This is a genomic window from Klebsiella sp. RIT-PI-d (assembly GCF_001187865.1).
Lineage (GTDB): Bacteria > Pseudomonadota > Gammaproteobacteria > Enterobacterales > Enterobacteriaceae > Superficieibacter.
This window is the reverse complement of record NZ_LGIT01000009.1, coordinates 1,883,660-1,902,346: the sequence shown is the minus strand read 5'-3', so window position 1 is coordinate 1,902,346 and position 18,687 is coordinate 1,883,660. Positions and strand designations below refer to the sequence as shown.

The 18,687-nt window shown below is 52.8% G+C and carries 16 protein-coding genes; 5 read left to right on the top strand and 11 right to left on the bottom strand.

Annotation, left to right across the window (positions count from 1 at the left end):
* Position 1 precedes the first annotated feature (1 nt).
* From AC791_RS15250 to AC791_RS15215, 8 genes are all read right to left on the bottom strand, one after another.
* Positions 2-1,027, bottom strand: a complete 1,026-nt coding sequence (locus tag AC791_RS15250) for a microcin C ABC transporter permease (protein ID WP_049841259.1) — start codon at positions 1,025-1,027, stop codon at positions 2-4.
* Complete coding sequence (locus AC791_RS15245; RefSeq protein ID WP_049841258.1) at positions 1,027-2,121, bottom strand: microcin C ABC transporter permease YejB; 1,095 nt, start codon at positions 2,119-2,121, stop codon at positions 1,027-1,029. Before AC791_RS15245 ends, AC791_RS15250 begins: the two co-directional genes overlap by 1 nt.
* 9 nt (positions 2,122-2,130) lie before the next feature.
* Positions 2,131-3,936: an extracellular solute-binding protein gene (locus tag AC791_RS15240; RefSeq protein WP_049841257.1), complete on the bottom strand. Its 1,806-nt coding sequence runs from the start codon at positions 3,934-3,936 to the stop codon at positions 2,131-2,133.
* 45 nt (positions 3,937-3,981) lie between these two features.
* On the bottom strand, positions 3,982-5,571 hold the full coding sequence (locus AC791_RS15235) for a cyclic di-GMP phosphodiesterase (protein WP_049841256.1): 1,590 nt from the start codon (positions 5,569-5,571) through the stop codon (positions 3,982-3,984).
* A gap of 177 nt (positions 5,572-5,748) precedes the next feature.
* On the bottom strand, positions 5,749-6,315 hold the full coding sequence (gene mepS / locus AC791_RS15230) for a bifunctional murein DD-endopeptidase/murein LD-carboxypeptidase (RefSeq protein WP_049841255.1): 567 nt from the start codon (positions 6,313-6,315) through the stop codon (positions 5,749-5,751).
* A gap of 416 nt (positions 6,316-6,731) precedes the next feature.
* Positions 6,732-7,445 carry a phosphatase PAP2 family protein gene (locus AC791_RS15225; protein WP_049841254.1) on the bottom strand — a complete coding sequence of 238 codons (714 nt, stop codon included), beginning with the start codon at positions 7,443-7,445 and terminating at the stop codon, positions 6,732-6,734.
* 43 nt (positions 7,446-7,488) lie between these two features.
* The gene (locus AC791_RS15220) at positions 7,489-8,466 is read right to left on the bottom strand and encodes a CobW family GTP-binding protein (RefSeq protein ID WP_049841253.1); all 978 of its coding nucleotides are present in this window, start codon (positions 8,464-8,466) and stop codon (positions 7,489-7,491) included.
* A 57-nt stretch (positions 8,467-8,523) separates the two neighbouring features.
* A complete protein-coding gene (locus tag AC791_RS15215) occupies positions 8,524-9,990 on the bottom strand; it encodes a mannitol dehydrogenase family protein (protein ID WP_049841252.1) in 1,467 nt (488 codons plus the stop codon).
* Positions 9,991-10,196: 206 nt separating this feature from the next.
* Here AC791_RS15215 and uxuA point away from each other — a divergent pair, with 206 nt between their 5' ends.
* Complete coding sequence (uxuA, locus tag AC791_RS15210) at positions 10,197-11,387, top strand: mannonate dehydratase (protein ID WP_049841251.1); 1,191 nt, start codon at positions 10,197-10,199, stop codon at positions 11,385-11,387.
* 98 nt (positions 11,388-11,485) lie between these two features.
* Here the strand turns inward: uxuA and yeiP are convergent, their stop codons facing one another.
* A complete protein-coding gene (yeiP, locus tag AC791_RS15205; protein WP_049841250.1) occupies positions 11,486-12,058 on the bottom strand; it encodes an elongation factor P-like protein YeiP in 573 nt (190 codons plus the stop codon).
* 148 nt (positions 12,059-12,206) lie between these two features.
* Between yeiP and AC791_RS15200 the strand changes: the two genes are divergently transcribed.
* Positions 12,207-12,461 (top strand): YkgJ family cysteine cluster protein, encoded by a 255-nt coding sequence (locus AC791_RS15200; protein ID WP_072094361.1) that lies wholly within the window; start codon positions 12,207-12,209, stop codon positions 12,459-12,461.
* Here the strand turns inward: AC791_RS15200 and setB are convergent.
* Positions 12,458-13,639 (bottom strand): sugar efflux transporter SetB, encoded by a 1,182-nt coding sequence (gene setB / locus AC791_RS15195; RefSeq protein ID WP_049841650.1) that lies wholly within the window; start codon positions 13,637-13,639, stop codon positions 12,458-12,460. The two genes, AC791_RS15200 and setB, sit on opposite strands and share 4 nt — an antisense overlap.
* Before the next feature lie 365 nt (positions 13,640-14,004).
* Between setB and fruB the strand changes: the two genes are divergently transcribed.
* The 3 genes from fruB to fruA are packed head-to-tail and all read left to right on the top strand — an operon-like array spanning position 14,005 to position 17,784.
* Positions 14,005-15,138, top strand: coding sequence for a fused PTS fructose transporter subunit IIA/HPr protein (gene fruB / locus AC791_RS15190; RefSeq protein ID WP_049841248.1), 1,134 nt, complete (start codon positions 14,005-14,007; stop codon positions 15,136-15,138).
* On the top strand, positions 15,135-16,073 hold the full coding sequence (gene fruK, locus AC791_RS15185; RefSeq protein WP_049841247.1) for a 1-phosphofructokinase: 939 nt from the start codon (positions 15,135-15,137) through the stop codon (positions 16,071-16,073). Before fruB ends, fruK begins: the two co-directional genes overlap by 4 nt.
* A gap of 16 nt (positions 16,074-16,089) precedes the next feature.
* Positions 16,090-17,784: a PTS fructose transporter subunit IIBC gene (gene fruA / locus AC791_RS15180; RefSeq protein ID WP_049841246.1), complete on the top strand. Its 1,695-nt coding sequence runs from the start codon at positions 16,090-16,092 to the stop codon at positions 17,782-17,784.
* A 54-nt stretch (positions 17,785-17,838) separates the two neighbouring features.
* On the opposite strand, the gene nfo is transcribed toward fruA, so the two are convergent.
* A complete protein-coding gene (nfo, locus tag AC791_RS15175; protein ID WP_049841245.1) occupies positions 17,839-18,684 on the bottom strand; it encodes a deoxyribonuclease IV in 846 nt (281 codons plus the stop codon).
* Positions 18,685-18,687 lie beyond the last annotated feature (3 nt).

The following is an 18,687-nucleotide window of genomic DNA, read 5'->3' as shown; positions in this document are numbered from 1 at the left end:
CTTATACCGCCTTACCCGGGTCGAAGGCGTCGCGCACGGCTTCACCAATAAAAATCAGCAGCGACAGCAGCACCGCGACCGATAAGAAAGCCGTAATCCCAAGCCACGGAGCCTGTAAGTTATTTTTACCCTGTAGCAGTAACTCGCCGAGCGATGGTGAGCCGAGCGGCAGGCCAAAGCCCAGAAAATCCAGGGAGGTCAGGGTGGTTATCGAACTGCACAGAATAAACGGCAGAAAAGTAAGGGTGGCGACCATCGCATTGGGCAGCATGTGGCGAAAAATAATCGCCCGATCGCTTACCCCCATCGCCTGTGCTGCGCGAATATAGTCATAGTTACGGGTGCGCAGGAACTCCGCACGCACCACGCCGACCAGCGTCATCCAGCCAAACAGAACCGTAATCGCCAGCAGCCACCAGAAATTCGGTTGAATTACACTTGAGAGCAGGATTATCAAAAAGAGCGTCGGCATTCCCGACCAGACCTCAATAATGCGCTGACCAATTAAATCTATTTTGCCGCCGTAATAGCCCTGGATTGCACCGACCACCACGCCCAGGACGCTGGTACACAGGGTCAGCATCAGACCAAACAGCAGTGAGATCCGCGAACCGTAGAGAATGCGCGCCAGCACATCCCCGCCGTTAGCGTCGGTTCCCAGCCAGTTTTGCGCAGATGGCGGGGCGGGAAACGGTTTATCGCTGGAGAAGTTGATACTGTTAGCCCCAAAACGTATCGGCGCCCATACCACCCAGCCATGGCTGGCGAGCTGTTTTTGCAACCATGGATCCTGGTAATCTGCGGTCGTACTGAATGGCCCACCAAAATCACGCTCGCTATAATTTTTCACCACCGGGAAATACAGGTTTCCCTGATACTGCACCAGCAGCGGTTTATCATTGGCGATAATTTCCGACAGCAGACAGCAGATAAAAATTGCCAGAAAGATCCATAACGACCAGTAGCCGCGTCGGTTATGGCGAAAGCGCGCCCAGCGTGCCTGATTGATGGAGTTTAAACGACGCATCAGCGGCCCTCAAAATCAATACGCGGATCGACAAACGTATAGGTGATATCACTGAGAATATTCAGCAGCAGCCCCACTAAGGTAAAAATATAGAGCGTGCCGAACATCACCGGATAGTCCCGCGAAATAGTCGATTCATAGCCCAGAAGCCCCAGACCGTTCAGTGAGAACATCACTTCTATTAATAACGAACCGGTAAAAAACATGCTAATAAAGGTGGCGGGGAAACCGGCTATTACCAGCAGCATGGCGTTACGAAACACGTGCCCCCAGAGAATGTTTTTCTCACTGACCCCTTTTGCCCGTGCGGTAACCACATACTGCTTGCGAATTTCGTCGAGGAACGCGTTCTTGGTGAGCATGGTCAGTGCGGCAAATCCGCCGATCACTGTTGCCAGTACCGGCAGGGTGATATGCCACAAGTAGTCGGCGATCTTTTGAGGCCAGGAGAGGGTATCAAAGTTAGCTGACACCAGCCCGCGCAGCGGAAAGATATCGTAATAGCTGCCCCCGGCAAAGAAGACAATCATCAGAATGGCAAACAGGAAAGCCGGAATGGCATAGCCAATGATAATAAACGCGCTACTCCAGATATCGAACCGGCTGCCGTTGTGCACCGCTTTACGAATGCCGAGCGGTATGGAGACCAGATAGATAATCAGCGTGCTCCATAAACCAAGCGTAATCGACACCGGCAGGCTTTGTTTAATCAGATCCAGTACCGAGGCGCTACGAAACAGGCTGTCACCGAAATCAAAGCGCACATAGTTCCACAACATATTGAAATAGCGTTCATGCAGCGGTTTATCAAAGCCGTAGCGATGGGTGATTTCAGCAATGACCTCTGGATCAAGACCGCGCCCGCCGCGATAGTGGCTTTCACTTAAATTACCCACCCCGGGCCGCGCATGGGCGGTGTTAAGGCCGCCGCCACCCGTACCAGGCAGGCCGCCAGAGTTTCCCATTTCCATGGTCGCAATAGCCTGATCGACCGGGCCACCGGGGGCGACCTGAACAATAAAAAAATTAATGGTAATAATCGCCCACAATGTTGGGATCACCAATAATAAGCGGCGAAGTAAATAAGCGCCCATGCCTGCTCCTTAACGTCTGGCTGCGGGTAATTTTGCCGCTTTGTTAACATCGTACCACCAGTTGTCGAACCCGACAGAGTAGAGCGGTGGCGTTGGCGGATGCGAAAACTTATCCCAATAGGCCAGCCGGTCTTTCGCCATATACCACATCGGCAGCATATAGTAATTCCAGGTTAACACCCGATCCAGCGCCCGTCCCAGCGGCAGCAGCTTTTCTTTGTTTCCCTGCTCGCGAATAATTTGCGCGATTAAGGCATCAATGACCGGGCTTTTTACCCCCGGGGCGTTGTAGCTGGAGTCGATGTATTCTGAGGCCCAGGAAATCTGCAGATCGGAACTGGGCCACGGCATTGCCTGCACCTGGCGAGGCATCATATCGTAGTCGCGGCTGCGCAGGCGGCTGGTAAGCTGGGAGTTGTCGATTTGGCGTATCTCCATGGTGACCCCAATACGCGCCAGATTGTGTTTGAATGCCAGCACCCACTGGTCGTTGCCCCCGGAAGGGAGCAGCAATTCAAAACGCAGCGGTTTACCGGTCTGGCTATTGACACGCTGCTGGCCTTTCATTACCCAGCCGGCCCGGGTTAACAGATCGCTGGCTTTAAGCAGGTTATCGCGATCGTAACCATCGCCAGTGGATTTCGGCGGCTGATAAATAGAGGTAAATACCTCGGGAGGCAATGCGTCTTTCATCGGTGCCAGCAGCGTCAGTTCATCCGCATCAGGATAATGTCTTGCGGCATATTCAGTATTCAGGAAGTAGCTGTCAGCCCGGCTATAAGCATTATAAAATAACGCTTTATTCATCCATTCAAAATCAAAGGCCAGCGAGATAGCTTCCCGCACCGCGCGGTCCCTGAATACCGGGCGCTGAATATTAAAGGCCAGCCAGCGTGCGTCCTGTGCCGCGTCACTTTCCAGCTCTTCTTTAACGATATAATGGTTGGCAAAGTTTTTGCCGATGTAACGGGTCGCCCAGTTTTTGGCGCTGCCTTCCGTGCGAAAATCAAATGCACCCGCCTTAAATGCTTCGAAAGCGACGTTATCGTCCAGATAATAATCATAACGAATAGTGTCGAAATTCCAGCGTCCCCGGTTAACGGGAAGCTGCGCTGCCCAATAGTCCTTTACCCGGGAGTAAGTAACATATTGCCCCATTCGCCAGGCGCTAATTTTATAGGGTCCGCCGGACAGCGGGGGCTGAGCGAGAGGTTCGTTAAGTTTATGGCTACGCCAGAACTTTTCCGGCATCACCGGAAGAGAAAACAGACTCAACATATTCTCCTTACCCGGTTGCGCAAGCTCAATGCGCACGGTAAGCGGGGCAATCGCTTTAAACGTGGTGCCTTTATAGACCAGACGAAATTGCGGTACGCCTTCGGTCATAAATTTAGTAAAGGTAAACACCACATCTTGCGCCGTTACTGGTGTGCCATCGTGAAACCTGGCGAGCGGATTGATATTCAGTTCGACCCAGGAATAGTCATCGGCATAGCGTGCGCTTTCAGCCACCAGAGGATAGTAGCTGCCCGGCTCGTCATCAGAGGTCGTAAATAAAGTATCGTACAGTGCGCCCGTGCGTTCGGCCGGGTTGCCGCGCATGGCAAAGCGGTTAAAGTTATCGAATGTCCCGATGGCTGCCAAAGTAACCGTGCCGCCTTTGGGGGCCGCGGGATTAACATAATCGAAGTGCGTAAAGTTAACGGCATACTTCGGTTCGCCAATCACGGCAAACGCATTGTTCTCTTTAATCGTTTGCGCCTGAGCGGCAAAACTGAATAGTGCAATGAGTAAGAAACAGAGGCGTACTAACATACCTGAACGGCCATCCTTAACGCGACCGGTTCCAGATGAACCGATCTATTGTCCCTGAATAGTAATTGACGCTTGAGAAGATCGGAAATATTTTGCAGGCTCTTCATGCGCATCTACCAGTTGCTTCAACGTCAACGGTCTACTGATCCAGTAACCCTGAAGATAGTTGACGCCCCGATCGCACAACCAGCTGGCCTGTTCCGGCGTCTCAACGCCTTCGGCTACGGTCGTGAGATTCATTCGTTTAGACAGCAATAATACCGCATCCAGTACCGGAGAAGTGACGGTTTCTGTGCCGATGGCGCTAATAAATCCCTTATCGATTTTCAGATAATCAAAGCGAAAACGCTCAAGGTAAATCAGGGCGCTGTGGCCTGTACCGAAGTCGTCAATGGCAATAAGGTATCCTTGTTCATGCAGCCAGTCGAAGATCTTAGAGGCCAGCGTCTGGTTAAGCATATCGCGCTCGGTCATTTCCAGGACCAGCTGAAAATGGTTTTGGGGGAGCGAGTCGACAAAGGCGCGAATATCCTGACGAAAGCCGTCGGTATGCAGATGTGCAGGTGCAATGTTAATGCCCAGCCGGGAGCCTGGCGGCAGGATGTGTTGCAATGTCTGTGCGTCGCGGGCAATAAGTTTGAATAAATGCCGGGTGAGCGGCACGATCAGATCCTGCGTCTCCGCAAAATGAATAAAAACATCAGGCGGAATATTTCCGGCTTCCGGATGTTTCCAGCGCATTAACGCCTCTACGCCCGCAATTTTCATGCTTTGGGTATCAATCACCGGCTGATAAACCACATAGAACTGATTATGTTTAATGGCGGACAGCAGCTCTTTTCCGGGATGCCGGCGCAGCGTCAGAATATAGAAGCACAGTACCGACGCCAGCAGTACGCTGACTAATGCCAGTAAAAAGGTAAATTGCAGGTTTTCTCTGGGCCAGGCGCTGGCATATAAATAAACGCTAATCGGCAGACCCGCAAGTTTGACCTGGCGTACAGGCTGCTTGTCCAGGGTCTGCGGATTAATCAGTTCACTCGAAAAAGAAGAGATAGCAAGATGGTCTAAGCCCAGCGCAATGCCTGAAAAGTCATCGTGTCTTGTAGGGTAGAGCAGCAGCGGCGTCAGGTTAGCATTTAACGATGTGAACACGCCGCGACCTTCATGCTGAGGATCACGTATCCACAGCGCTATTGCCGTTTTGCCTGGCATCATGGGCGTGCCCGCCAGTACGGTCACATCCAGCGGTTTATGAATATCAATTCCGGGCACCAGCTGATTGAGCGGCATATTCATCGGCCCGGTGGCAGAAGAGCAGACCGCCCGTCCGTCGTCGACCAGTAAGAAGGCACGGACGTTCAGTGTGAATGCGGCTCGGGTGGTTAACTCGGAGAGAATTTCCGTACAGGGATAGTTTGCCAGCGGCTGTAGCATGTCCACGGTTTCACGCAGTTCAGTAAAGCCATCATTCAGAAAGCGCTGCAGGTGAGCGGTAATGGTATCAAAACGCTTTTCCCGCTCATGATAAATCGTGGCGAAATGCGCGCAGCCCACCAATAAACCAATAATTAAGCCCGTAATAATGCTGATGATGACTGATTTACGGTGGTTAAAAAAATAGTGTGTCAGCATAGAGTTACGCTATCTGTAACGATGGATGAGAGGTGCGCGCTATTTTTTAGTAACGGCATTTGGCTAAGCATAGTTCAGCCCCCTTCAATCGCGGGTATACAGGTAAAAAAAAACACTGCCTGAGCAGTGTTTTTTTCTTGCTGTTGTCAGCCAAGGGAAAACCGACAACAGAAAACATCAGGTACGACTCAGGACACGACGCGCTTCATTATAGCGCTTCTTCCAGTAAGGCTCGTCCAGATTGGAAATCATAACGCCGCTGCTGGTAGAGGCATGAACAAACTGGTTGTTGCCGAGGTAGATCCCGACGTGACGTCCCGTAGAGCCCGCACGAAACAGAACCAGATCGCCCGTGCGCAAATGGCCGCGGGATACTGATTTACCCATTTCTTGCTGCTCATAGGTTGAGCGTGGGAGATCCATACCAAATTGTTCACGGAAAGTACGCTGTACAAAACCGGAACAATCGATGCCTTTTCTGGTGCTGCCACCGAGACGATAGCGAACGCCTTTCCAGCTTGCATACTGATCCATCAGGCGCGTTTTAACGTCAAGATTACGCACCATGGATTCAAATTCATCCTGAGAGGCTTGCAGTGAAGAGGTATCTTCAACCACAGCATGCGTCTCAGGATGCATATTCTTTGCGGTATTCGTCGAACTACATGCAGAAAGCAGAACTGCTACAGCTAGCGCGGGGATAGCCCGCCAGATATATCTCAAAATCGGCTGAGATGTGACCATGTTGTTTATTTTCCCTTGAAGTCCTTAACGAAGAAATCGTTATAAAAATGCCAACCGTGACGAGACTAATTACCTGCGCACAACGAGACAATTCTTTCTGGTCAAATTTGTGCGGAAACGCACAAATTTATCCGAACTGAGAAAAATTTATCTCTGAAAGGCAAAACGTAAACGAGAGTACCTTATCAACACCCGCATTGCGAGCGCTTTTAAGCGTTTTTTTATAAGAAAAAGTGATACAGAAAGTTAAAAAAATGATTTGGCTAAAAAATAGACAGTTTGCGATAAAGAAACCGTAATTCATTGAGTTATGTAAGCACAGACATGACGTTATGATGACCAAAGATCGCCTGAAACTGACAAAAAGGAAAAAAATGGCGCGACAATAAAAAAGATCAAGCGTTTATTAAGGTTATTCAAATGTTATTTTTTTGTTTATTTTTACCGGATAAATAACGATTCATAACGCAAATCATTTTATCACTTACCGGTGTCAACAGAACCCACGGCAGGCCAATGAGCACTGATGATAATGACCCAATCACAATATCCGTCATCCAGTGCGCGCCGATCATGACGCGTGGAATCGCAAAAATAACGAATATCACTAAGGCCCGCCTGAAGGTTTTTTGGCCAAAATAACGCCACATGAAAGCACAAAAGATAAGCAGCATCATTCCGTGATCGCCGGGGAAACTGTCTTTTGACGCATCCTTGGTCGAAATATGCAGGACATTGCTAACCCGCAGAGCATCATTAAAGAATAGCGTTGGGCTGGCGCGTTTTACCGGCATCAGCGCCTGGGCGAGCTGGTTAATAATAATGGCAGACAACAACATCACCAGACCGATAATGATAATTCGACGACGTTCGACAGGATCGCCTCTTAACCAGAACTGGAGCATTAACGTGCCCATCGCCAGCAGAGAACAGGCATCAAAGGCGCGATTATTGACGATGGCCAGAAACCAGACGTAAGCACGATGATCCGCCAGAGGTCGGTTAAAGAAATGAAAAATAGCCGCATCCAGATGCAGCCATATTCCATGATTTTCCGGCAGATACCAGCACAGAAAGAGTAAAAATCCCGCAGTGTTTAGCAGCAGGATGCGGGAAAGTTGTATTTTCATTAAAAAATGCCGCGTAAAATGTTAACGCAGCACCATAGCGGAATCAGCTTAAACGTAGCTTCAACAACGTGCTTTGTAGCGTATTCCAGTCTGCGCCTTCCGCCGTAATCAATTCAATTCGGCTATCCGGCGGCGCAACATTCTGCGTTTCAATATGCAGGTCTTGCCCCTGGCGGTTAATACGCACCAGCCCCTCGGCGATACGCAACACGCCTTTTACCCGATCAACCGGCGCCAGTCTTGCCCATTCCAGGAGTCCAATAGTGTCAAACTGGGTATCGGCGTCGAAAATCCAGCCGCATGCCTGATATCCTTGTCCACTATTAAGACTGCGTCGCCAGCGCTGATGCTCAGGTAAATTAAGTGCCGCCAGACCTTTTTTCAGGGGATGTGCATGAGTATGTCCGGCAGCAGAAGGAAGAGATGCAGTGTTCATTCGCGGCTTATCCAGCAGCGTCACGGACAATTTTCCCTGCTCGGTAAATATCAGCTCGCGCACGCCACCGTATTGCTGCCACCAGTTTTCCAGCGCCTGCTGGCTCTCTTCACTGGCCCTGTCACGCTTATTGGCGACAATAACGTCGGCTGCTGCCAGCTGATCGCGGAAGTTTTCATTGGCGACGGCTTTTTCATCCAGCAGAAGGCGCGGATCCAGCAGGCACAGTGTCGCCTGAAGTTCTATCCAGGGTTCATAAACCGGGGCGGTCAGCAAATCGAGAATTTGTTTCGGATGGCCCAGCCCGGTTGGCTCGATCAACAATCGGTCAGGTTTTCCCTGGCGCAAAAGCGTATTGAGTCCGACCTGCATGGGTAAACCGTTGACACAGCACATGCAGCCGCCGGGGATCTCTTTAAGCAATGCGCCGCTTTCTGCCAGCAGGGCACCGTCAATGCCAACTTCACCGAATTCATTGACCAGAACGGCCCATTTTTCGTTTGCCGGTTTATGGGCCAGCAAATGCAGGATTGACGTGGTTTTCCCGCTGCCGAGAAAACCGGTAATGAGATTGGTTTTGGTCACGTAAGCTCCGTACATTATAACAATTTGTCACAGCTTACGCTAAAGCACCGGAAAACGTTAATCGTTCAATGTGTCGATAATCGCCTGACGGGCGCCTTTCTCATCTAACAGGGTCCAGGCACGCTGAATCGCATTGACAAAATCAGCGTCAGCGGGCAAATCGGTGGCAAAAATCGCTTTTAAGGTCAGTAAACTCGTCACGCGCTGTTGCGGATCGCTGCCTGCCACCAGGGCGTGGATCTGGTCTGCCAGCGGATCGCGAATATCTATCTCATTTCCCGCCTCATCCACGCCGCTGACATAGCGCATCCAGCCTGCAATACCCAGCGCCAGCAGTGGCCATGCGCTTTTACGCTGTAAATGAATGCGAACACTTTCCAGCATACGTTGCGGCAATTTCTGACTGCCGTCCATCGCAATTTGCCAGGTGCGGTGCTTCAGGGCCGGGTTGGCAAAGCGTTCAATCAGGCTGTCGGCATAGGCATTAAGATCCACCCCGGTTATTGTTAGCGTAGGGGCCTGCTCGCTGGACATCAGACGACGGACAGCCTGGCGAAACGGCGCATCCTGCATACAGTCGCTGATATGCTGATGTCCCGCGAGATAGCCCAGATAAGCCAGAAAAGAGTGGCTACCGTTCAGCATCCGCAGTTTCATCTGTTCCCATGGCATGACATCATCAACCATCTGTACGCCTGCGACTTCCCATTCCGGGCGTCCTGCAACAAAATTATCTTCTATTACCCACTGAATAAACGGCTCGCAGCTAATCGCACAGGGATCGAAAACGCCCAGGTGTTCGGCGATTTCATTGAGCGACGCAGGTGTCGCCGCAGGTACAATACGGTCTACCATGGTGGCAGGAAACGTAACGTGCTGCTCAATCCAGGTTGCCAGTTCCGCATCCCGTTTATGCGCCATCCCCAGCACCGCATTTTTCACAATGTGTCCGTTATCAGGAATATTGTCGCAGGAGAGTACGGTAAATGCGGTCAAACCGCGCTCGCGACGTCGCGCCAGCGCTTCGACCAGAATACCCGGTGCCGAGTGGGGTTCATCAGGATGTTCTAAATCATGCACAATGCGCGGCTGACTTTCATCAAGACGCCCGGTGGCAGGATCAATACAGTATCCTTTTTCGGTGATCGTTAAGGACACAATCGCCACCTGCGGCTCACAAAATTTCTCAATTATCGCCGCCAGCGAATCCAGCTTCGCATTAAGACATTCATTCACGGCACCCACAATAATGGCCTGATTGCCCTGCGCCCCTTTTTCCAGCACGGTATACAGATGAGCCTGCTGGCGCAGTTGACTCATCAGTTCATCACCGCTGAACAGGCTGATTTCACTGATTCCCCAGTCGCCGCCTTTGACGTCCAGCACCCGATGCGTCAGTAAAGCCTGATGCGCACGGTGAAACGCGCCAAAACCAAAGTGCACGATACGTGAGCGCAGGCGTTGTCTGTCATATGTCGGTAACTGCACGGTATCAGGGAGCGAGGAGGAGGCAATAGTCTTCATTATAAGTACACTCTATTAACTAACGATTAACATATGTCAGTGTAAAGTTATATGACAGCAAATTAAATTGGTGTGCCTGAAATATCCGGGGAATGTGAGCTGGATCAATCAATGGTGGGGCGCAAATTGACGCCTCAGGTGAAACATGTATGGTAGTCTTCATGAACTTGTCATTAATTGGTATAACAGCTTAAGAGGGTGCAGCGATGGAACAAACGTGGCGTTGGTACGGGCCAAACGATCCGGTATCTCTGGATGATGTGCGTCAGGCTGGCGCAACGGGCGTGGTCACGGCATTACATCATATTCCTAATGGCCAGGTCTGGCCGTTAGATGAAATCAAACAGCGTCAGGCGCTGCTGGCGGAAAAAGGCTTAACCTGGTCGGTTGTCGAAAGTATCCCGGTGCATGAAGAGATCAAAACGCATTCCGGTCAGTACGAAACGTGGATTGCCAACTATCAGCAGAGCATCCGCAATTTGGCCGCCTGCGGGATTGATACCGTATGCTACAACTTCATGCCCATCCTTGACTGGACGCGCACCGATCTCGAATACACCCTGCCGGATGGCTCAAAAGCGCTGCGTTTTGACCAGATCGCGTTTGCCGCGTTTGAGTTGCATATCCTCAAGCGTAAGGGCGCAGAGGCGGACTATAGCGAGCAGGAACAACAGCAGGCGCAGGCGTACTTTAATGCCATGAGCGGCGCTGATATTGAAAAGCTGACGCGCAATATCATTGCCGGTCTGCCTGGCGCAGAAGAGGGCTACACGCTGGACCAGTTCCGCGCACGGCTGGCTGAATATGACCATATTGATAAAGCCCGGCTGCGTGAAAATATGGCCTGGTTCCTGCGTGCAATTGTTGCAGTGGCAGATGAAGTGGGCGTTCGCCTGGCGGTCCATCCTGACGATCCGCCGCGTCCCATCCTTGGCCTGCCGCGTATCGTTTCTACTATTGACGATATGCAGTGGCTGAAAGACACGGTCGACAGTATTAATAACGGTTTCACTATGTGCACCGGTTCCTATGGCGTACGCGCGGATAATGACCTGGTGCGGATGGTTGAAACGTTCGGCGATCGTATCCACTTTACGCATCTGCGCGCCACCTGTCGGGAAGAGAACCCTAAAACATTCCATGAAGGATCGCACCTTCAGGGCGACGTAGACATGGTGGCAGTGGTTAAAGCGGTACTGGCTGAAGAACTGCGGCGTAAAAAAGCCGGCGATCTGCGGCCTATCCCGTTCCGTCCGGATCATGGCCATCAGATGCTTGACGATCTGCGCAAGAAAACCAATCCGGGTTATTCAGCGATCGGGCGTTTAAAAGGCATGGCGGAAGTGCGTGGCGTTGAGCTGGCGCTGAAGCAGACGCTGTTCCCTGAACTGCTGTAAACCATAAAAAAGCGATAGCGGCCTGTGCCGTTATCGCTTTCCACTGTGCTATCGGGTGGCTGTGGCGCCTGACAAACGTACCGTCAGGCGCCAGGGATTTAGTCAGCGCGACCCATGTAGCGGCACTCTTCGATATGAATGCGGATTTTCTCACCGGTGGTCAAATATTCTGGCACCTGAACCACCAGGCCAGTCGACATTTTAGCCGGCTTGGTACGCGAGCTGGCTGATGCGCCTTTAATACCCGGTGCTGTTTCAACAATTTCCAGATCCACCGTCTGCGGCAGCTCCAGCGCCAGAAGCTGGCCATCCCAGGTCAATACCTGCATATCCGGCATTCCGCCTTCAGGAACAAACTGCAGCTCTTCTTCAATCTGATCTTTGGTGAAGGTGTAGGGGGTGTAATCTTCTTTATCCATGAAAACGTACTCGTCGCCGTCAACATAGGAGAAGTCAACAAAACGGCGGGTCAGGGTGACAGTATCGAGAATGTCGTCGCCTTTAAAACGCTCTTCAACCTTCAACCCGGTACGCACATCGGAAAAACGCATTTTGTACAGCGTTGCTGCACCGCGGGCGCTCGGTGACTGAATGTCAATATTCTTAACAATCAGCAGTTTGCCGTTATAGTTCAGCACCATACCTTTTTTGATTTCATTCGCTCTTGGCATTGCAGTAATCCTGTTTACGCAGATGTATAAAATATCGCGTCAAGGTACTCGTGACGCGGCTTTCAGGCAAGGGGATTTGCAGGGTTTTGCTATCTCTGCGCAAGAGATGCTACTGTGCTTTCTGTTGCCTGCTCAAAAGAGAGTCATTATGCCATGTCGTGCGGACTGCGGTGCCTGTTGCACAGCACCTTCTATTTCCAGTCCCATCCCCGGCATGCCTGACGGCAAGCCAGCAAACACCCCCTGTATTCAGCTTGATGAACACCTGCGCTGTAAGATTTTTACCTCGCCGCTGCGCCCGAAAGTGTGCGCCGGGCTACAGCCTTCTGCCGAGATGTGTGGTGAGACGCGCGCGCAGGCGATGACATGGCTAATTGATCTCGAAATGCAGACCGCCCCTTAAACGTCTTTAATACGCATCAGACAGGCAAAACCGACCATGCACATAAACAGGGCAATCCAGAACACCGCGTGGTAACTCCAGATTTCGGCGACGATCCCTGCCAGCGAACCGGCGATGATCCAGCCCACGCGCGTGGTGTTGCTGTATAACGTGGTGGCTGACCCGGCCTGACCCGGCATCAGATCCTGAAAATAGAGCATACCGATACCGGCCAGAATACCGATATAGATGGCGTTAAGCAGCTGCATTGCCAGCAGCAGGGCAGGCGTGTGTACCGTCAGCATACCGAGATAAAACAGCAGGCCGGCGACGATGGCGATGCGCATCAGAAAGCGTTTTCCAAAACGTTTTGCGTAATAGCCAGCAATCAGCATGGTGGGGATCTCAAGACCCGCCGCCGTTCCCATCATTACGCCAGCGAGTTTTTCCGGCAGATGCAATTCGTTAATGATAAACAGCGGCATATTGATGATGTACAGGCTATTGGTGCCCCACATCAGCGTACAAATCACGAACAGTAACAGCGTATCGCGGCGGTTGCGGCGCGGCGCTTCGATGCTGCCCGACGCCGCTGTCACGAGCTTCGGCATGGTCGGCAAAAATAAACGAACCATTACGCCGCACACCATAAATGCTACGCCAGCGCTGAGATACATTGCGGTAAAGCCAAATCCCATCGCCAGCGCATAGGCCAGCGGCGGACCAATGACCCACGCCAGCGAAACCTGCGCCCGCAGAATCGAGCTGAACATTACCGCTTCACGTCCGGTGCGGTCGGCGTGTTCACGTGCCAGAGCGAACATTTGCGGGTTAGCCGTCGAGCCAAAGCTACTTAAGAAAACGCCAATAAACAGCAAAATAAAGTAGTTCCGGTTCCAGGCAAATAACAGGCACGCCAGCACGCCCAGCACACAGCAAAAAACAATCAGGCTTTTACGATCGCCTTTGCGATCCGAACGTCCGGCCAGAAACTGGCTGACCACGATGCCAATGATTGCGCTACCGGTAAAAAAGAAGCCGACCATCGCCGGTCGGGCGTGGACTTCATTGGTCAGAAACAGACTCAGCGTCGGCGTCTGCAATGCCCCTGCGATACCCGTCAGAAAGGCGACGATCAAAAAGGACGCGGAGGTAAAATCAAACGCGCGCGGTGGAGAGGCGACAGGCATATTTTGCATCGGATCGTTCAGGCTTAATGGGAGGACGCCGGATTTTACGCTGGTGCAGTCAAAATAAATAGAGTGGGCGATCAAATCCGGCACAATAAATCAAAACGACTTTTCATATTTATCAGCAATGGCTGAACAAGCTGAAGTTCTGTCTGCGAACCTGTTATGTACGTCAGCAGATTGACACTTTTTGACATGAAATGTGCTGTAGCTCTAAATTCTGTTATCCAAAACATAACATTTCTTGCAGGAAAGCGCTGAACGTACCAGACTCCTTGAAACGTTTCAGCGTCATCTTTCCATTAACCGTAACCGGGATGGCGCATTTTTTCTCAATGTAGCTGAAACGATTCAATTCAGCGGAGAGGAGACCCATGTTCCAGTTATCTGTGCAGGATATTCATCCCGGCCAACAGGCAGGGAATAAAGAAGAGGCCATTCGTCAGATTGCCGCTGCGCTCGTGCAGGCCGGTAATGTGGCTGATGGCTATGTTGATGGCATGCTGGCTCGCGAGCAGCAGACTTCCACTTTTCTCGGCAATGGCATTGCCATTCCACACGGCACCACTGACACCCGCGATCGGGTGCTGAAAACCGGGGTTCAGGTTTATCAGTTTCCACAGGGCGTGGCCTGGGGCGAAGGGCAGACTGCCTGGGTCGCTATCGGTATTGCTGCCAGCTCTGACGAACACCTGGGCCTTTTGCGTCAGTTGACGCACGTACTAAGCGACGATTCTGTGGCAGAACAGTTGAGAACTGCCACCACGGCTGAAGAGCTGCGTGCCCTGCTGATGGGTGAAAAGCAGAGTGAAATGCTGAAACTCGATAATGCTACCCTGTCACTGGACATTAGCGCCAGCGATCTGGTGACGTTGCAGGCGCTGAACGCTGGTCGCCTGAAAGAAGCGGGCGCGGTGGATGCCGGTTTTGTTGCCCGTGCAGTCACAGAGCAACCGCTGAACCTGGGGCAGGGCGTATGGCTGAACGACAGTGCTGAAGGCAATCTGCGCAGCGCCATCGCCGTCAGCCGTCCGTCATCCGCTTTCGATCTCGAGGGGCAGCCGGTTGGTCTGCTGCTGACGGTAGCAATGGCGGACACTCAGCCTGTTGCCGTACTCGACCGCCTGAGCCGCCTCCTGCTTGACAATAAAGCTGACCGCCTGCTGAAAGCCGATGCCGCAACGTTGCTGGCGCTGTTAACCAGCGATGATGCATTGGCTGACAACGTGCTGAACGCCGAGTTTGTGATCCGTAATGAACACGGTCTTCATGCGCGTCCCGGCACCATGCTGGTCAACACGATCAAGCAGTTTACCAGCGATATTACCGTTACCAATCTCGACGGCAGCGGCAAGCCTGCCAACGGTCGCAGCCTGATGAAAGTGGTTGCGCTGGGCGTGAAAAAAGGCCATCGCCTGCGCTTTACCGCGCAGGGTGCCGATGCTGAACAAGCGCTGAACGCTATCGGAACGGCCATTGCCGCCGGTCTTGGGGAGGGCGCAGCATGAGCCGTCGCGTAGCAACCATCACGCTTAACCCGGCTTACGACCTGGTTGGATATACCCCGGAAGTCGAGCGTGGTGAAGTCAATCTGGTGCGCACCACCGGCCTTCATGCCGCCGGTAAAGGCATCAACGTCGCCAAAGTACTGAAGGATTTAGGCATCGACGTGACCGTGGGCGGTTTTCTCGGCAAAGACAACCAGGACGGATTTCAGCAACTGTTCAGCGAGCTGGGTATTGCTAACCGGTTTCAGGTTGTTCAGGGCCGTACGCGTATTAACGTCAAGCTGACCGAAAAAGACGGCGAAGTAACAGATTTCAACTTCTCCGGTTTTGACGTCACCGCGGCTGACTGGGAGCGCTTTGTTGCTGACTCCCTGAGCTGGCTGGGACAGTTCGATATGGTGTGCGTAAGCGGCAGTCTGCCGGCCGGCGTTAGCCCGGAAGCGTTTACCGACTGGATGACGCGTCTGCGTAGCCAGTGTCCGTGCATTATTTTTGACAGCAGCCGTGAAGCGCTGGTGGCCGGTCTGAAAGCCGCACCGTGGCTGGTTAAACCCAACCGCCGCGAACTGGAGATTTGGGCCGGACGTAAACTGCCTGATTTGCAGGATGTAATTGAAGCGGCCCATGCGTTGCGCGAGCAGGGGATTGCTCACGTGGTTATCTCGCTCGGCTCCGAAGGTGCGCTGTGGGTTAACGCATCCGGCGAATGGATTGCCAAACCGCCATCTGTTGACGTTGTCAGCACGGTAGGGGCCGGCGACTCCATGGTCGGCGGACTGATTTACGGCCTGCTGATGCGTGAATCCAGCGAACACACATTACGTCTGGCGACCGCCGTGGCTGCTCTGGCCGTGAGCCAGAGTAATGTCGGCATTACCGATCGTACCCAGTTGGCCGCGATGATGGCGCGCGTTGACTTACAACCCTTTAATTGACAGCAGGAGAGGCATAATGAAAACGCTGCTGATTATTGACGCCGGTCTCGGACAGGCCCGCGCCTATATGGCGAAGACTCTGTTACGTGCTGCGGCGCAAAAAGCACATGTTGAAATCACCGATAATCCTGACGATGCCGAACTGGCAATTGTTCTGGGTAATGCACTGCCTGCGGACAGTGCGCTAAACGGTAAAAACGTTTTTCTGGGCGATATTAACCGCGCAGTGTCCCATGCGGATCTGTTTTTAAGCGAAGCACAAGCCCAGGCAACACCGTACAGTGCGCCTGCTGCCGCGCCAGTGGCATCAGTCACGCCAGCAGGCCCGAAACGCATCGTCGCCGTTACCGCCTGTCCGACCGGGGTTGCTCACACCTTTATGGCGGCTGAGGCCATCGAAACCGAAGCGAAAAAACGCGGCTGGTGGGTAAAAGTCGAAACCCGCGGATCGGTCGGGGCAGGTAATGCGATTACGCCGGAAGAAGTGGCCCAGGCCGATCTGGTGATTGTGGCCGCCGATATCGAAGTTGACCTGGCGAAATTTGCCGGTAAGCCGATGTATCGTACCTCTACCGGACTGGCGCTGAAGAAAACCGCGCAGGAGCTGGATAAAGCGCAGGCCGAAGCGCGTCCGTATCAGCCGTCGGGTCAGCGTTCGGCAACCACTACCGACGCGAAAAAAGAGAGCGCAGGGGCTTATCGTCACCTGTTAACCGGCGTCTCATACATGCTGCCCATGGTGGTTGCAGGCGGTCTGTGTATCGCGCTGTCATTTGCCTTCGGCATCAAAGCGTTTGAAACTAAGGATACCCTCGCGGCAGCCTTAATGCAGATTGGCGGCGGTTCAGCCTTTGCGTTGATGGTACCGGTGCTGGCAGGCTTTATTGCCTTCTCTATTGCCGACCGTCCTGGCCTGACGCCGGGTCTTATCGGCGGTATGCTGGCAGTGAGCGGCGGCTCGGGCTTTATCGGCGGGATCATTGCCGGTTTTCTGGCGGGTTACACGGCGAAGCTTATCAGCACTCAGGTGAAACTGCCGCAAAGTATGGAAGCGCTAAAGCCGATCCTGATTATTCCGCTGTTCTCCAGCCTGATTGTTGGCCTGGCGATGATTTACCTGATCGGTCAACCGGTGTCGCTGCTGCTGAACTGGCTAACCGTATGGTTGCAGAATATGGGCACCGCTAACGCCGTTCTGCTGGGTGCGATCCTGGGCGCGATGATGTGTACCGATATGGGTGGTCCGGTAAACAAAGCGGCCTACGCATTCGGGGTTGGCCTGCTGAGTACGCAGACGTATGCGCCGATGGCGGCGATCATGGCGGCGGGTATGGTTCCACCGCTGGCGATGGGCCTTGCAACGCTGATTGCCGGACGCAAGTTCGACAAAGGCCAGCGTGAAGGCGGTAAAGCGGCGCTGGTACTGGGGCTGTGCTTCATCTCTGAAGGGGCGATCCCGTTTGCCGCCCGCGATCCGATGCGTGTTCTGCCGTGCTGTATCGTTGGCGGCGCAGTCACGGGTGCCATTTCTATGGCGGTAGGCGCAAAGCTGATGGCACCGCACGGCGGCCTGTTTGTGCTGCTGATCCCGGGAGCAATCACGCCGGTGCTGGGATATCTGCTGGCAATTGTCGCCGGTACGCTGGTTGCCGGTATATCTTACGCGTTGGTAAAACGCCCGGATGTACAGACGGCAGCGAAAGTCGCGTAATCCTCTGTGCAGGTAAAAAGGGCCGATTTATCGGCCCTTTTTTATGGTTTTATCTCAGGCTAGTTGCTGTGCCTTTAACCACGCAATTTCTTCTGCCCAGATGTCCGGATTAATCGTCTCAAGAATCAATGGAATACCGTCAAACCGGGAGTCCTGCATGATCCAGCGAAAAGCATCGTGGCCAATATTACCTTCACCCAGACTGTGGTGACGGTCGACCCGGCTGGCAAACTGGCTTTTGGCATCGTTAAGATGCATTCCGCGCAGATAAGTAAACCCGACAATGCGCTCAAACTCCGCGAAGGTCTTCGCCGTCTCTTCAGCGCTGCGTAAATCATAGCCGGCGGCAAAGGCGTGGCAGGTATCAATACAGACGCCGACGCGGGACTTATCTTCAACGCCGTCAATGATGGCGGCCAGATGCTCGAACTTAAAACCAAGGTTGCTGCCCTGTCCGGCAGTATTTTCGATAACGGCGGTGACACCCTGCGTTTTATCCAGCGCCATATTAATTGACTCAGCAATGCGCGCCAGGCAGTCATCTTCCGGAATTTGTTGCAAATGGCTTCCCGGATGGAAGTTCAGCAGCGTTAACCCCAGCTGCTGACAGCGCGTCAGCTCATCAATAAACGCCTCGCGCGATTTCTCCAGCGCCTCTGCGCCAGGGTGGCCGAGATTAATTAAATAGCTGTCATGCGGCAGGATCTGTGCGGGAGAAAACTGATGTTTCTCGCAGGCCTGCTGAAAAGCCGCGATACCGTCTTCGCTTAACGGTGCGGCGCGCCACTGGCGCTGATTTTTGGTAAACAGCGCAAAGGCAGTCGCATTAATTTCAGCGGCGCGAGTGACAGCATTTGCCAGACCGCCCGCAGCGCTGACATGCGCTCCAACATACTTCATAAA

What these genes read in the sequence shown, in the direction of transcription:
- nfo (WP_049841245.1), bottom strand. Translation starts at nt 18,684, where the DNA reads ATGAAGTATGTTGGAGCGCATGTCAGCGCTGCGGGCGGTCTGGCAAAT.
- setB (WP_049841650.1), bottom strand. Translation starts at nt 13,639, where the DNA reads ATGCAAAATATGCCTGTCGCCTCTCCACCGCGCGCGTTTGATTTTACC.
- AC791_RS15240 (WP_049841257.1), bottom strand. Translation starts at nt 3,936, where the DNA reads ATGTTAGTACGCCTCTGTTTCTTACTCATTGCACTATTCAGTTTTGCC.
- AC791_RS15200 (WP_072094361.1), top strand. Translation starts at nt 12,207, where the DNA reads ATGCCATGTCGTGCGGACTGCGGTGCCTGTTGCACAGCACCTTCTATT.
- AC791_RS15250 (WP_049841259.1), bottom strand. Translation starts at nt 1,027, where the DNA reads ATGCGTCGTTTAAACTCCATCAATCAGGCACGCTGGGCGCGCTTTCGC.
- fruB (WP_049841248.1), top strand. Translation starts at nt 14,005, where the DNA reads ATGTTCCAGTTATCTGTGCAGGATATTCATCCCGGCCAACAGGCAGGG.
- fruK (WP_049841247.1), top strand. Translation starts at nt 15,135, where the DNA reads ATGAGCCGTCGCGTAGCAACCATCACGCTTAACCCGGCTTACGACCTG.
- AC791_RS15215 (WP_049841252.1), bottom strand. Translation starts at nt 9,990, where the DNA reads ATGAAGACTATTGCCTCCTCCTCGCTCCCTGATACCGTGCAGTTACCG.
- AC791_RS15225 (WP_049841254.1), bottom strand. Translation starts at nt 7,445, where the DNA reads ATGAAAATACAACTTTCCCGCATCCTGCTGCTAAACACTGCGGGATTT.
- yeiP (WP_049841250.1), bottom strand. Translation starts at nt 12,058, where the DNA reads ATGCCAAGAGCGAATGAAATCAAAAAAGGTATGGTGCTGAACTATAAC.
- uxuA (WP_049841251.1), top strand. Translation starts at nt 10,197, where the DNA reads ATGGAACAAACGTGGCGTTGGTACGGGCCAAACGATCCGGTATCTCTG.
- fruA (WP_049841246.1), top strand. Translation starts at nt 16,090, where the DNA reads ATGAAAACGCTGCTGATTATTGACGCCGGTCTCGGACAGGCCCGCGCC.
- AC791_RS15235 (WP_049841256.1), bottom strand. Translation starts at nt 5,571, where the DNA reads ATGCTGACACACTATTTTTTTAACCACCGTAAATCAGTCATCATCAGC.
- AC791_RS15245 (WP_049841258.1), bottom strand. Translation starts at nt 2,121, where the DNA reads ATGGGCGCTTATTTACTTCGCCGCTTATTATTGGTGATCCCAACATTG.
- mepS (WP_049841255.1), bottom strand. Translation starts at nt 6,315, where the DNA reads ATGGTCACATCTCAGCCGATTTTGAGATATATCTGGCGGGCTATCCCC.